The sequence below is a fragment of the Mesorhizobium sp. M1027 genome (assembly GCF_040318745.1).
Lineage (GTDB): Bacteria > Pseudomonadota > Alphaproteobacteria > Rhizobiales > Rhizobiaceae > Mesorhizobium.
In genome coordinates this window covers 464590-477781 of the sequence record NZ_JAMYMW010000002.1, presented here as the reverse complement: position 1 = coordinate 477781, position 13192 = coordinate 464590, and the positions used below count along the sequence as shown (strand labels likewise).

13 protein-coding genes and 1 pseudogene are annotated in these 13192 nt (G+C 63.0%); 11 read left to right on the top strand and 3 right to left on the bottom strand.

Annotation, left to right across the window (positions count from 1 at the left end; all coding sequences use genetic code 11):
* Nucleotide 1 precedes the first annotated feature (1 nt).
* Nucleotides 2-1018 carry a zinc-dependent alcohol dehydrogenase family protein gene (locus tag NKH50_RS06875; protein WP_352877473.1) on the bottom strand — a complete coding sequence of 339 codons (1017 nt, stop codon included), beginning with the start codon at nt 1016-1018 and terminating at the stop codon, nt 2-4.
* Nucleotides 1019-1130: 112 nt separating this feature from the next.
* Between NKH50_RS06875 and NKH50_RS06870 the strand changes: the two genes are divergently transcribed.
* From NKH50_RS06870 to NKH50_RS06840, 7 genes are all read left to right on the top strand, one after another.
* Nucleotides 1131-1988: a LysR family transcriptional regulator gene (locus NKH50_RS06870; protein ID WP_352877471.1), complete on the top strand. Its 858-nt coding sequence runs from the start codon at nt 1131-1133 to the stop codon at nt 1986-1988.
* Nucleotides 1989-2127: 139 nt separating this feature from the next.
* The gene (gene efp, locus NKH50_RS06865) at nt 2128-2694 is read left to right on the top strand and encodes an elongation factor P (RefSeq protein ID WP_254816449.1); all 567 of its coding nucleotides are present in this window, start codon (nt 2128-2130) and stop codon (nt 2692-2694) included.
* Between the two features lie 25 nt (nt 2695-2719).
* Nucleotides 2720-3520: an inositol monophosphatase family protein gene (locus tag NKH50_RS06860; protein WP_352737796.1), complete on the top strand. Its 801-nt coding sequence runs from the start codon at nt 2720-2722 to the stop codon at nt 3518-3520.
* Between the two features lie 99 nt (nt 3521-3619).
* Entirely contained in the window at nt 3620-4327 is a 708-nt protein-coding gene (gene trhA, locus NKH50_RS06855; RefSeq protein WP_352737797.1) for a PAQR family membrane homeostasis protein TrhA, read from the top strand.
* Between the two features lie 115 nt (nt 4328-4442).
* Complete coding sequence (locus tag NKH50_RS06850; protein WP_352476085.1) at nt 4443-5468, top strand: MotA/TolQ/ExbB proton channel family protein; 1026 nt, start codon at nt 4443-4445, stop codon at nt 5466-5468.
* A 1-nt stretch (nt 5469) separates the two neighbouring features.
* Nucleotides 5470-6501, top strand: a complete 1032-nt coding sequence (locus NKH50_RS06845; protein ID WP_352465687.1) for a peptidoglycan -binding protein — start codon at nt 5470-5472, stop codon at nt 6499-6501.
* 266 nt (nt 6502-6767) lie between these two features.
* Entirely contained in the window at nt 6768-7163 is a 396-nt protein-coding gene (locus NKH50_RS06840) for a hypothetical protein (protein ID WP_352877467.1), read from the top strand.
* A 79-nt stretch (nt 7164-7242) separates the two neighbouring features.
* Here NKH50_RS06840 and NKH50_RS06835 read toward each other — a convergent pair.
* Nucleotides 7243-7383, bottom strand: a pseudogene (locus tag NKH50_RS06835) (DUF1304 family protein); the annotation flags it as partial.
* 102 nt (nt 7384-7485) lie between these two features.
* On the opposite strand from NKH50_RS06835, the gene NKH50_RS06830 reads away from it, so the two are divergent.
* The 4 genes from NKH50_RS06830 to NKH50_RS06815 all read left to right on the top strand — a co-directional run bounded on the left by NKH50_RS06830 (nt 7486) and on the right by NKH50_RS06815 (nt 11202).
* The gene (locus NKH50_RS06830) at nt 7486-8970 is read left to right on the top strand and encodes a carboxypeptidase M32 (protein WP_352877465.1); all 1485 of its coding nucleotides are present in this window, start codon (nt 7486-7488) and stop codon (nt 8968-8970) included.
* A gap of 206 nt (nt 8971-9176) precedes the next feature.
* Complete coding sequence (locus NKH50_RS06825; RefSeq protein ID WP_352877462.1) at nt 9177-9548, top strand: hypothetical protein; 372 nt, start codon at nt 9177-9179, stop codon at nt 9546-9548.
* Nucleotides 9446-9844 carry a DUF3857 domain-containing protein gene (locus tag NKH50_RS06820; RefSeq protein WP_352877587.1) on the top strand — a complete coding sequence of 133 codons (399 nt, stop codon included), beginning with the start codon at nt 9446-9448 and terminating at the stop codon, nt 9842-9844. Before NKH50_RS06825 ends, NKH50_RS06820 begins: the two co-directional genes overlap by 103 nt.
* On the top strand, nt 9841-11202 hold the full coding sequence (locus NKH50_RS06815; protein ID WP_352877460.1) for a transglutaminase-like domain-containing protein: 1362 nt from the start codon (nt 9841-9843) through the stop codon (nt 11200-11202). The genes NKH50_RS06820 and NKH50_RS06815 overlap by 4 nt, the downstream gene beginning before the upstream one ends.
* Before the next feature lie 25 nt (nt 11203-11227).
* On the opposite strand, the gene NKH50_RS06810 is transcribed toward NKH50_RS06815, so the two are convergent.
* Nucleotides 11228-13030, bottom strand: coding sequence for an ABC transporter transmembrane domain-containing protein (locus tag NKH50_RS06810; RefSeq protein ID WP_352737802.1), 1803 nt, complete (start codon nt 13028-13030; stop codon nt 11228-11230).
* Between the last annotated feature and the right edge of the window lie 162 nt (nt 13031-13192).

Genomic DNA, 13192 nt, shown 5'->3' with positions numbered 1-13192 from the left:
CTCATTGCGTATGATCGAGCACGACCTTGCCGAAGGGCGAGCCGTGTTCAAGGTACCGAAAGGCTTCGGCGGCCCGGCTCCATGGCACGACCCGGTCGATCACCGGTCTCAACCGGTTGACGACAATGGCGCGGTTCATCGCCTCGAAGGATTCGCGTGAGCCCACCGGTATGCCTCGCGCCCGGACCTGCCGGCGGAAGATGTCGAGCGGGTTGATGGCGCCGTCACTGCCACCGAGATAGCCGATGACGTTGATCTGGGCGCCGCGCGCCGCTGCCCTCAGCGATTGTGCAAAACTCTGCGGTCCGCCAACCTCGATGATATGGTCGGCGCCGCGGCCATCCGTCAATCCCAGCACGGCCGATGCCCAGTCGGGGACGCTGCGATAGTTCACGCCATCCTGCGCGCCAAGTTGCTTTGCCCGCGCAAGCTTCTCGTCGCTGCTCGACGTCACGATGACGCGCGCCCCGGCAGCGGCGGCGAACTGCACCGCAAACAGCGAAACGCCGCCGGTGCCGAGGCAAAGCACGGTGTCGCCGGGTTTGACGCTGCCCTCCGTAAACAGCGCGTGCCATGCCGTCACGCCGGCGCATGGCAGCGTCGCTGCTTCGAGTTCGCTCAGATCGGCCGGCGCCAGCACCGCCGCCTGTTCGTCGAGCCGGGCAAATTCGCTGAGCAGCCCGTCGATCGGGCCGCCACGTTGATAGGATGGCTCGGCCATGGCGAAACTGCCGCCGACCCAGCGCTGCCAGAACGTGCCGCAGACCCGGTCGCAGATCTTGAACCGGCTGACCTCGGCGCCGATGGCAACGACTTCGCCGACGCCGTCCGACAGCGGCACCAGCGGCAATGCAAACTTCGTGTGATAGCTGCCGCGAACGATCTCGGCATCGCGGTAGTTCAGCGCCGTCGCCTTGACCTTCACAATCATCTCCTGGCGCCCTGGCTCAGGCATCGGCCGCTCGACCATTTTGAAGTTCTCGAGGCCGCCCGGGCTCTGCAATTCGATCGCCTTCATCGTCGTTCCTTTCCAGCTGGGTCCTGCCAGAGGAAAATCGCTTGCCATCCATCGGATTTCAAATTCATAATGTTCAGGATAATTATGCTTCTCTGACATGTTCGGGTGTGTCGTGCTTGAAGAACTGAAAACACTGGCCCTCTTTGCCGAGGAGGGTTCGATTCAGAAGGTGGCGCAACGCCTGCCATTGACGCAGCCGGCCGTCACCCGCCAGATCCAGCGGCTGGAGGAGATGCTCGGCACGGAATTGCTCGACCGCCGGCTAAAGCCGTCGCGACTGACCCCGGCCGGCGTAGAGGTGCTGGCACGCGGCAAGGAAATTCTCGCCGCCGTCGACGCGCTGAGATCATTCGCCAAGGGCAACGAGCCGGAGGGCCTGCTGCGGCTCGGCCTCGCGCATGGACTTTGCGACAAAGCCGTGGCCGCCGCTATTGCTGATGCCGTGGCGCGGTTTCCGAAGGTTTCGCTGCGTCTGAAGAGCGGCTGGAGTCTTGAGCTGGCCGACCAGCACAAGCGCGGACAGCTCGACCTCGCCTTCATCCTGGACGGCAGCAATTCCAAAGCTGGCGACGGCGTTGTCGGAACCGAGCCCCTCGGCATCATCGCTGCCGAAAACACCAGCCGGCAAGCCGACGTCAAGACCATGCCCTGGGTCCTCAGCCCTGAACCCTGCGACGCGCGCCGGCGGCTGGCGGCTGCCCTGGCCGAGGGCGGCCACACGTTGATGGTCGGCGCCGAGATTCAGGACGGCGCGCTGCAGATCGACTGGGTTCGTCGAGGCCAAGGCCTTGGCCTGCTGCCCAGGCGGCTGCTGCGGGAAAAGCTGCCGCAGGGCATTGCCCTGGTCGACGCTCCCGGCCTCGAGCTGTCGCTGCGAATTGTCGTGCTGCGTTCGCCGCACCTGCATCTTTTGAGAGAGGTCGCCGACGCAGTGACCGAGGCCGTCACCGCGACTGTCAGGGCGGACTGAGGCCGCCACGCCGCACTGCCGGGCCAGCTTCGTTCCCGCTTCACCTGAAAGGCGCTCCTTGCCTCTGCTGGCGATTTGTGGTCTTGGAGGCGCCAAATTGCCCTTTGCGGCGATCATCTCATTTCCGGATCACCTCACCATGGCCAAGATCAATGGCAACGAAATCCGTCCCGGCAACGTCATCGAGCATGATGGCGGACTTTGGGTGGCGGTCAGGACCAACACCGTCAAGCCCGGCAAGGGCGGCGCCTACAACCAGGTCGAGCTCAAGAACCTGATCAACGGCACCAAGCTCAACGAGCGCTTCCGTTCGGCCGAAACGGTCGAGCAGATCCGGCTCGATCTGAAGGATTTTTCTTTCCTCTACGAGCAGGGCGACGCGCTGGTGTTCATGGACACCGAAAGCTATGAGCAGCTCGAACTGCAAAAGGAGTTCGTCGGCGATCGCGCCGCCTTCCTGCAGGACGGCATGATGGTGACGGTCCAGCTCTATGACGAAAGGCCGATCGGCATTTCGCTGCCCGACTATGTCACGTTGACCATCACCGAGGCCGACCCGGTGGTGAAGGGCCAGACGGCAGCCTCGTCCTACAAGCCGGCGATACTCGAAAACGGCATCCGCGTGCTGGTGCCGCCGTTCATCGGCTCGGGCGAGCGCATCATCGTCGATACCAACGAAATCACTTACGTGCGCCGCGCCGACTAAAGCGCGGGCAGCAGGAAGAAACACAATGGCGCGTTCCGCGATCCTCAATGTCATGGTCCAGGCCGCAATGAAGGCCGGCCGCTCCCTGTCGCGTGACTTCGGCGAAGTGCAGAACCTGCAGGTCTCGATGAAGGGGCCAGGCGACTATGTCAGCCAGGCCGACCGCAAGGCCGAAGACATCGTCTTTGCCGAACTGTCGAAGGCGCGGCCCGGCTACGCCTTCCTGATGGAGGAACGCGGCGTGATCGAGGGCGACGACGGCCAGCACCGCTGGATCGTCGACCCGCTCGACGGCACCACCAATTTCCTGCACGGCATTCCGCTCTTTGCCGTTTCGATCGCGCTGGAGCGCCAGGGCCAGATCGTCGCCGGGGTCGTCTACAATCCGGCCATGGATGAACTCTATACCGCCGAGCGCGGCGGCGGCGCTTTCATGAACGACCGCCGGCTGCGCGTCGCCGGCCGCACCAAGCTGGTCGATGCGGTGATCGGCTGCGGCATGCCACATCTCGGGCGTGGCCAGCACGGCAATTTCCTCATCGAGCTCCGCAATGTCATGGCCGAGGTTTCTGGCGTCCGCCGTCTCGGCTCCGCCTCGCTCGATCTCGCCTACGTCGCCGCCGGCCGCATGGACGGGTTCTGGGAAACCGGCCTGTCGGCCTGGGATGTCGCCGCCGGCATCTTGCTGATCCGCGAGGCGGGCGGTTTCGTCTCCGATTTCGCCGGGGGACAGGACGTGCTGAACGCCGGTTCGCTGGTTGCCGGCAACGAACTCATCCAGCGCGCGCTGTTGAAGACCATCAAAAGGCCACTCTCAGCCAACTGATAGAGGCGCGCCGCGCTGAAGCGCCGCAGTCGCAAAACCGCAACCAAAGCTTGAAATACTCGCCCGCGGCCGCCCAGATAAGGCGACGCAGGATCATCGATGACGAACAGCCGGCCCAAATCCCAGAGCGAATTCTCCCAGCTCGACATTCCTTTTATGGGGCGCTGGCATTACTCGCGCGCCGAGATCATCGCCGACGGCGTTGTCCACGCCGTGGGCATCGTGCTGGCGATCGCTGCCGGCTCGACGCTGCTGGCACTGGCCGCCTATCGAACCGGCCCCGGCGAATATGTCGCCGCCGCATTCTATGTGGTCTCGCTGCTCACCGTGCTGTCGATTTCGCTGGCCTATAATGTCTGGCCGGTGTCGTCGCCGGCAAAATGGATATTGCGGCGCTTCGACCATGCCGCGATCTACCTGCTGATCGCTGCCACCTACACGCCTTTCCTGGCCCAGCTCGGCGGCTCGCCGCTGGCCGTTTCGATGATCGTCCTGGTCTGGACCGCCGCGGCGGTCGGCATCGCCATCAAGGTCTTTCTTCCCGGCCGTTTCGACCGGCTGGCGATCGTCTTCTATCTAGCCATCGGCTGGAGCGGTCTCGTTCTGGTGGAGCCGCTCGTGCGGACGCTGCCGGCGACATCGATCGCGCTCATCGTTGCCGGCGGCATCGTCTACTCCTGCGGCGTGATCTTCTTCGCCTGGAGGGGCCTGCGCTTCCACAATGCGCTGTGGCATGGCTTTGTCGTCACCGGCGCCGGCCTGCATCTGGCCGCCATGGTCGACTGCCTGGTCATCAACCGGCTTTGACCTCCGGTCGCGGACAGTGGCAATATTGCCAAGCGCCATTCAATTTCGTCACAATTCCGTTTAGAGTCGCAAACACAAATTGATCGGCGGCGACGGCATCGGAAACGGGGAACGGATGACTCTTCTCAGATCCTTCGGCATGGGCAGGCGCTCCGACGTTCTGATCTACGATCCGCACAAATTGTCGAGCCCGCAGGTGTTTCTGCTGACCATGGTGATCTTTCTGTTCATCGTGGCCTTTATCGCCGCCATCCTGACGCGCCAGATCTCGACCGCCTTCGTCACCAATCCCGGTCTCAACGGCCTGATCATCGGCGTGCTTGCGGTCGGCATCCTGCTAGCCTTCGTCCAGGTCGGCCGGCTGTTCCGCGAGGTGCGCTGGGTCAACTCGTTCCGCGCCGGTTCCGAGACCACCGAACCGGTGCTGCTGGCGCCGATGAAGGCGATGATCGGCCGCTCCTCGACGATTGCCTTCTCGACCAGTTCGATGCGCACCATGCTGGATTCGATCGCCACCCGCCTCGACGAAAGCCGCGACACGTCGCGCTACCTTGTCGGACTGCTGGTGTTCCTCGGCCTGCTCGGCACCTTCTGGGGCCTGCTCAACACGATCGGCTCGATCCGCGAAACCATCGAGTCGCTCGATCCCGGCACCGGCGATGCCGCCGCCGTGCTCGAATCCCTGAAGCAGGGGCTTTCCGCGCCGTTGGCCGGCATGGGCACCGCCTTCTCGTCCTCGCTGTTTGGCCTCTCCGGCTCGCTGGTGCTCGGCTTCCTCGACCTGCAGGCCGGCCGCGCCCAGACGCGCTTCTATACCGAACTCGAAAACTGGCTGTCCTCGGTCACCGACCTGTCCTCCGACATCGTCGTTGCCGACGCGGCGAGGACCGAACCCTCCGAGGAAATCCGGCTGTTGTCGGAAAAACTGCGCACTCTGCAGGAAAATGGCGGCGGCTCCAATCCGCGCGTGGCCACTGCCATGGCCAATCTCGCCGACGGCATTTCCGGCCTGGTCAAGAACATGCGCTCGGAACAGCAGATCATGCGCGACTGGGTCGAGGCCCAGTCCGACGAGCAGAAGGCGATGCGCAACACCCTGGAGAAGATCGCCGACGCCTTGAAGAAGCCCGGAGTGCATTGACGTGGCGTTGGCGCGAGGCCGGCGCTCCGACCGCCGCATCGATTACTGGCCGGGCTTCGTCGATGCGCTGTCGACGCTGCTGTTGGCGATCATGTTCCTGCTCACGGTTTTCGTTTTGGCGCAATTCCTGCTCGGCCGCGAGATCTCCGGCAAGGACACGGTGCTCAACCGCCTCAACTCGCAGATCAATGAGTTGACCCAGCTTCTGGCGCTGGAGCGCTCGACGACACAGGACAAGGAAGACACCCTTGCCAATTTGCAGGCATCGCTATCCGCATCGGAGGCCGAAAAAAGCCGGCTCGAGCAATTGCTGGCGCAAGGCGCCGGTGCCGGCGATGCCGCCAACCAGCGCGCAACGGCCCTTTCCGGCGAACTCGACAGCCAGCGCCAGATCAGCCAGCAGGCGCTAAGCCAGGTCGAGATCCTCAACCAGCAGATTTCGGCGCTGCGCAAGCAGATCGCAGCGCTCGAACAAGCGCTCGACGTGTCCGAAACGCGCGACCGCGAATCCAACACCAAGATCGCCGATCTCGGCCGCCGCCTCAACGTCGCACTGGCGCAACGCGTGCAGGAGCTGAACCGCTACCGGTCCGATTTCTTCGGCCGCTTGCGTGAAATTCTCGCCGATCGCGAGAACATCCGTATCGTCGGCGACCGCTTCGTCTTCCAGTCGGAAGTGCTTTTCCCGACCGGCTCTGAAGTGATCAACGATGCTGGCAAGGTCGAGATGAAGAAGCTTGCCGATGCCATCATCGAATTGCAAAAGGAAATCCCGCCGGAGATCAACTGGGTGCTGCGCGTCGATGGCCACACCGACAACAAGCCGCTCTCCGGCACCGGCCGCTACCGCGACAATTGGGAATTGTCGACGGCGCGCTCGACCTCGGTGGTCAAGTTCCTGATCGAGAACGGCGTGCCGGCCAACCGGCTGGTCGCGGCCGGCTTCGGCGAATTCCAGCCGCTCGACCCCGCCGATACCGAAGAGGCGCGCAACAAGAACCGCCGTATCGAGTTGAAGCTGACCGAGCGGTGATCTGCAAGCCTTTGGCTTATATCATGCGCCAGGGCGAGCCGGCTCAAGTCGGCGGCATTTAGGGCACTGGTGCGGCAGCGGCAAGAGCTGAAAAAATTACCTTTTTTTAATTACATTTTGCCGCCGTGGCCTTTTTGGCCTTGGTCATGGGCCTAGAGCCGCCGGCGTGGAACCGCTGATCGCGACGCGACGGAACCTGACGGCCCGCGGCCGGAAGGCAGCGCCCCCTCCCAACCACCGCCTTCCCCAGTAAAGGAGATGCAACCATGCGCTTCTTCGCTCCCAGGAATCTTGGGACCGCTGCGCTCGCCACACTTCTCCTCGTTCCGTTTGCCGGCGCTTACGCCGGCCCACGCGAGACGGCCTTGATCAATCAGATCCAGAGCGTGGAGACAGCTATCCAGGGCGCCATCCAGGCGAACAAGCTCGAGCCGGGCGAGGCGCGTGACTTGCGCACGCAGGTCGCTCAACTCGACCAGGCCGCCGAGAGGGCCGCACGCGAGGGAACGATGCCGAGCACGCAAGATCAGCAGTTGCTGGCGCAGCTCGACGATGTCAGCCAAAAGCTGCGCGCTGATACCGGCAGTGCCTTCCTCATCGGCAACGGCGCCGATGGCGGATACTATCCGAACGGCTATGGCCCAATCTATCCAGGCGGCTGAAACCGGCCGCAATGCCCGGCGCTGTGGCAATTGATTTTGCGCATGATCCTTGTCCAGCTTTCGGTTCAGGGATCATGCGCTAGCCCAACGCCTGCGCAATCAGCGCCAGCACTGCCGGCACTGTTCGGATGAACAGGATTTTACGGCCCGCCGTTGCCGCGCCGTAAAGGCCGGCGACGGCGACGCAGACCAGGACGAAGGCTTTGAACTGAAAACCGGCCGTTGCGGCCGGCATTCAATGCGTCGGTCGCGGGCGGCTTTCGGGGTTGCCAACAGTTTTGCATTGATATCTTTTCTCGCCGTCAAATCAGCGGAACCCACAATGTCCTTTCAAAAACTCGACGACCTCGGCCACAAACTCGAAGCACTGGAACACGCCCTCGCCATCCTCGGCGCCGATGAAGCGACCCATATGGCGGTCGGCGGCGGCGAGAAGCGCGCGGAGGCAATGTCGGCGCTTGCCGGCATGCACCATGCCCGGGCGACTGCGCCGGAGATTGCCGACTGGATCGCGGCGGCCGAGCAGGAAGCGCTGAACGAAGAGCAGCAGGCCGCGGTCAGGGAATTTCGCCGGCAATACACCAACCTGACCTGCCTGCCGGTCGAATTCGTCGAGCGCCAGACGACAGCGCGCATGCGCTCCGAGCAGCTCTGGCGCGACCTGCGCGCCAAGAACGACTGGGCCGGCTTCCTGCCGGCGCTGGAAGGCGTCGTGGCGCTGGTCCGCGAGGAGGCGGCACTTCGCGCCGCGGTGCTCGGGCTCGAGCCTTACGACGCGCTGATGGAGCAATATGACCCGGGCAATCGCACCGCCGACATCACGCCTGTGTTTGCCGAGTTGAAGGCCTTCCTGAAAGGCTTCGTACCGGAGGCACTGGCCGTGCAGGAAGAGCGGCTGGCGAAACATCCGCTGAAGCCACTTTCCGGCAGCTACCCCTTGGACAAGCAGCGCGAGCTCGGCCTCGCCATGATGACGGCAGTCGGCTTCGACCTCACCCACGGCTCGCTGTCGGTTTCGCACCATCCGTTTTGCGGCGGCGTGCCGAGCGACGTGCGCATCACCACCCGCTACAAGACCTCGGATTTCCTGTCGGCGCTGATGGGCGTGCTGCACGAGACCGGCCATGCGCTGTACGAGCAGAGCCTGCCGAAGGCATGGGCGCACTGGCCGCTCGGCAAAGCGCGCGGCATGGCGGTGCATGAAAGCCAGAGCCTGTTCGTCGAAAAGCAGATCGGCCGCAATCCAGAATTCTGGCGCTGGGCGCTGCCGGTGGTCGAAAGACACCTTGGCGAGAGCTGGACGATCGATGACATCCTGCCGCATGTGCACCGGGTCGAGCGCGGCCTGATCCGTGTCGATGCCGACGAGGTCACCTATCCGCTGCACGTCATCCTGCGCTACGAGCTGGAGCAGGAGCTTGTCTCGGGACGGCTGGAAGCAGCCGACCTGCCCGAGGCCTGGGATGCCAAGATGCGCGATTATCTCGGGCTGTCGACATCAGACAATCCGGCTGATGGTCCGATGCAGGACGTCCACTGGCCGGGTGCCGCCTTTGGCTATTTCCCCTCCTACACGCTCGGCGCCATGATGGCGGCGCAGCAATGGGCGGCGCTGACAAGGGATCATCCTTCAGCCGACGAAGACCTCGCCAAGGGAGATTTCGCCGCGATCAACGACTGGCGCCGCAAAAGGATCTGGTCGCAAGGCTCGCGCTGGTCGACGCCGGAACTGCTCGAACGCGCCACCGGCGAAAAGCTCAATGCCGTACATTTCACCGATCACTTGAAGAAGCGGTACGGGAAGTGAGCCGTTCCGTCTATTCCCGGCTCTTGCCGCGGTGACCGCAGAAATCCGCGAAACTGGCCTTTACTTTGGTGGGAAAGCCTCTGAAAAAGGAGTTCTTCCAAGTTGGGCGAGCGTAGATGTCTGCTTGTTACAGTTTTCATAGGATGAAGTCTTTCTGGCCCTGCTTGGTAATTTTCATCTTATTGGTCGGTCTGAGTTCTCCGGCCATGTCCGACGACATGGTTTTCAAGGGTCCGGCAGAAAGCTGGGTAGAGCAGCTTGAAATTCCGGCTGCCGATCCCGCCCGATCGGATCAAATCAAGAATGGCGTTTCATGGCTGCTCTCGGACGACCAGATTAAGCATCGCGCCGGCGGCTATGTCGAATACTCGCGCACCGTCTATAAAATCGTCGACCGTCCCGGCCTGGACGTGGCGCGAGTATCGATCTGCAGTTCGATCCGTCCCGGCACAAGGTCACGCTCAACCATCTTCACATCATCCGCGATGGCGCCGTTCTGGACCGGCTGGAAGGCGTCGAATTCGACATCTTCCGCAGGGAAAGAGACGCCGAGAAAGGCGTCTTCGACGGCTGGCTGACTGCACATGTCAACATCGATGACGTGCGTGCCGGCGACATCGTCGATTACGGGTCGACCTACGAAGTAACACCGCTGGTCGGCCAGGACCTTTTCTTCAAGAATTTCGCCACCGAATGGGAAGAGCCGGTAGCGCTTATCCGCACAAGCATCATTTGGCCTTCGGGCCAGCCGCTCCAGATCAAGACAAGGGGAACCCGACTTAAGCCCTCAATCTCCCGACTGGGCCGGACACCACTTATCTATGGGAAATTCCAAACCCGAAACCGGTCAATGTCGAGGATAACCTTCCCGTGACCTATCCAGGCTGGGGCTCCGTCGATGTCGCGTCTACCGCGAATTGGCAAAGTGTGGTCGATGCCGTTGCGCCCTATTACAAGCCGGCGACCGTTTTCCCCCCGGCTTTTGCCGCAAAGCTCGACGACATCGCTCTGCGACATCCGGTGCCGGAGGACCGAATGGTCGAGGCAATGCGGTTGGTGCAGGACCAGATCCGCTATGTAAGCCTGTCGATGGGTGCCGGTTCCTACGTTCCGCGTGATCCCGCGACGGTCATCTTGAGCGGGTTCGGTGACTGCAAGGACAAGGCCCTGCTGCTGGTCTCGTCGCTTGTGCGGCTTGGCATTGCTGCCGAGGTCGCCTTGGCCGATCTCGACGAGGGACGGGCCCTGGACCAGCATCTGCCGGCGCTCCGCGATTTCGACCATGCCATAGTCAAGGCAAGGATCGGAACAAAGACATATTGGCTGGACGCCACGAACTATCTTCAGGGCGGCAGGGCGCACAATCTCGCACAGCCGGACTACGGCTTCGCGCTGCCGCTTTCCAGCACCGGCGGGTTGGAGAAGATGCCGAGCCCTGTGCTCACCAGCCCATCGATCCAGATCGCCGAGGAATTCGACTTTCCGCGCAAACCGGGCGATCCTCTGGTACTGACGGTCTTCTCGACATATGAGGACGCCGATGCCGATTGGATGCGCGGCAATTTCGCCAGCCGGTCGCTGAGCGAGGTGTCGGACGCCTACCTGAAATACTACAACAAGCAATATCCGGGCATCCAAACCATCGCCAAGCCGGAAATCGTGGATCGCCGCGACGGCAACATAGTGAGCGTGAAGGAAAGTTATCGCTTGCCGGCGGAGGCGCTGGCGGCCAACGATCTGGCAAAGAATTTCCCGATCCGCGCGGCCGATCTCGGCAACAACTCTCTTCCAACCCCGACAATCGTCGACCGAACCGGGCCCGTCTCCCTCGGCTCCCAGTTCTACCGCCGCCACAAGGTGACCGTGCGCAACCTCAAGGCGAGGTTTTCCGGCGAATCGATGAAAAACGTCGTGACGCCCTACCTGTCTCTCAAGGCGTCCTGGTCCAACACGCCCACCGAATTTCAAGTTGAATGGAACTTTCAGACGCTGGCAAGTGAAGTGCCGGCCAAGGCGATTGCCGATTATCTGAAAACCGTCGATGACGTCGCAGACCAAATTCGCTGGCAGTACGATTTTACCTATGAAGAGCCGCCTGCCGATGTGCAGCTCAGCGATCCGGCAAAGGAGCAGCGACAGACCGTCGCCAGCATGCTTTTGTTGTCGTTGCTTGTCGGCGTTCCCCTGTTCATCGCCTATCGACGCGGCAAACGCCGAGCTTTCGGTAGCTGAAGAATCCCGGCCGTCGCGGGCAGACCTACTCGGCCGCGCCCCTGAAAGCATTCGCACCGGTATCGAACTGCAGCTTGGCCAGCCGCGCATAGATGCCGCCCTTGGCGACCAGGCTCTGATGCGTGCCTTCCTCGACGATGCGGCCGCCGTCCATGACCAGGATGCGATCGGCCTTCAGCACGGTTGCCAGCCGATGGGCGATGACGATCGTGGTGCGGCCCTGCATCAGCCGGTCCAGCGCCGTCTGCACCAGCGTCTCGCTTTCGGCATCGAGTGCCGAGGTCGCCTCGTCGAGCAGAAGGATCGGCGCATCGCGCAGAATGGCGCGGGCGATCGCCACGCGCTGGCGCTGGCCGCCCGACAGCGTCACGCCGCGCTCGCCGACCTGGCTGTCATAGCCTTTTTCGAGCTTCAGGATGAACTCGTCGGCAAGCGCGTCCTTCGCCGCCGCCTCGATCTCGGCCTGGCTAGCACCGGGCCGGCCAAAGCCGATATTGTCGCGCGCGCTCGCCGCAAAAATGGTGACGTCCTGCGGCACGATGGCGATGCGCGCGCGGATCGCGGCCGGATCGGCCTCGCGCAGATCGACCCCGTCGATGACGATCCTGCCGGCCTCCGGATCGTAGAAGCGCAGAAGCAGCGAAAACACCGTGCTCTTGCCGGCGCCGGATGGCCCGACGATCGCCACCGTCTCACCGGGTTTGACCTGAAAGCTCAGGCCATGGACGGCGGCGCGGTCGGGCCGGGCCGGATAGGAGAAGGAGACATCGTCGAAGCTGACCGCGCCTCTCGCCTTTGCCGGCAGCGGCTTCGGATCGGCGGGCGCCTGGATCGCGGGTTTCTCGGCCAGGATCTCGGTCAGCCGTTCGGCGGCGCCCGCTGCCTGGGACAGTTCGCCCCAGACTTCCGACAGGGCGCCGAGCGCGCCGGCGGCGAACACCGAATAGAGCAGGAATTGGCCAAGCGTGCCCGGCGACAGCGTGCCGTCGAGCACGTCGCGCGAACCGAACCACAGCACCGCCACGACCGACGAAAAGATCATGAAGATGGCGAAGAAGGTGAGAAAGGAGCGGGCAAAGATCGAGGCCCGCGCCGCTTCGAACGCTGCTTCCACGGCGGATGAAAAATACCCGGTTACAAGCTTCTCGTTGGTGAAGGCCTGCAGGGTGCGCACCGCGCCGATCTGCTCGCTGGCGTAGGCGGTGGCATTGGCCAGAGTATCCTGCGCCAGCCGTGACTTGCGCCGCACCGAGCGGCCGAAGGCGACCAGCGGCAGCACGATTAGCGGAATGGCCGCGATAACCAGGCCGGACAGTTTTGGGCTGGTGAAGACCATCATCGCCACGGCGCCGAGGCCAAGGATGACGTTGCGCAAAGCCACCGAGGCGGTGGCACCGACGGCCGATTTGACCTGTGTCGTGTCGGCGGCGAGCCGCGAGACGATCTCGCCCGACTGGGCCGTATCGAAGAAGGAGGGCGACAGCGTAGTGACGTGGGCAAAGACATCGCGGCGGATATCGGCAACGACGCGCTCGCCAAGCGTGATGACGAAATAGTAGCGGCTGGCAGACGCCGCCGCCAGCACGGCGGCCATCACCACCAGCATGGCGAAATATTCGGCAATGAAGCTGGAATCGGAAGCGGAAAAGCCGTGATCTATCATCCGCCGCACGGCCAGCGGCAGCGCCAGTGTCGTCGCCGCCGCGACGGCCAGCGAGGCGATCGCGCCGATGACCATTTTGCGGTAATGCATGATATAGGGAAACAGGCGCTGCAGCGGCCTCAGCGAGCGCCTGCGCTCGTCTGCATCGCCACTGATGTTCGCCATGACCCGTTTCCTTTGGCCCTTTGAGGTTTGCGCCATCAATATGCGCTTGCCGCGGCCTTGTGATTCAATTCCGGCTGATGTATAGGCTCGCCGACCGTTTTAGAAGCCGTGGCTCCTCAATAGCTGCGGCTTCGAGTTTTAAAAAGGGGCGCATCGACGCAG

Bases quoted from the DNA above. Each gene is read 5' to 3' on its own strand.
- NKH50_RS06875 (WP_352877473.1), bottom strand. From the start codon at position 1,018: ATGAAGGCGATCGAATTGCAGAGCCCGGGCGGCCTCGAGAACTTCAAA.
- efp (WP_254816449.1), top strand. From the start codon at position 2,128: ATGGCCAAGATCAATGGCAACGAAATCCGTCCCGGCAACGTCATCGAG.
- NKH50_RS06860 (WP_352737796.1), top strand. From the start codon at position 2,720: ATGGCGCGTTCCGCGATCCTCAATGTCATGGTCCAGGCCGCAATGAAG.
- trhA (WP_352737797.1), top strand. From the start codon at position 3,620: ATGACGAACAGCCGGCCCAAATCCCAGAGCGAATTCTCCCAGCTCGAC.
- NKH50_RS06850 (WP_352476085.1), top strand. From the start codon at position 4,443: ATGACTCTTCTCAGATCCTTCGGCATGGGCAGGCGCTCCGACGTTCTG.
- NKH50_RS06840 (WP_352877467.1), top strand. From the start codon at position 6,768: ATGCGCTTCTTCGCTCCCAGGAATCTTGGGACCGCTGCGCTCGCCACA.
- NKH50_RS06830 (WP_352877465.1), top strand. From the start codon at position 7,486: ATGTCCTTTCAAAAACTCGACGACCTCGGCCACAAACTCGAAGCACTG.
- NKH50_RS06825 (WP_352877462.1), top strand. From the start codon at position 9,177: ATGTCCGACGACATGGTTTTCAAGGGTCCGGCAGAAAGCTGGGTAGAG.
- NKH50_RS06810 (WP_352737802.1), bottom strand. From the start codon at position 13,030: ATGGCGAACATCAGTGGCGATGCAGACGAGCGCAGGCGCTCGCTGAGG.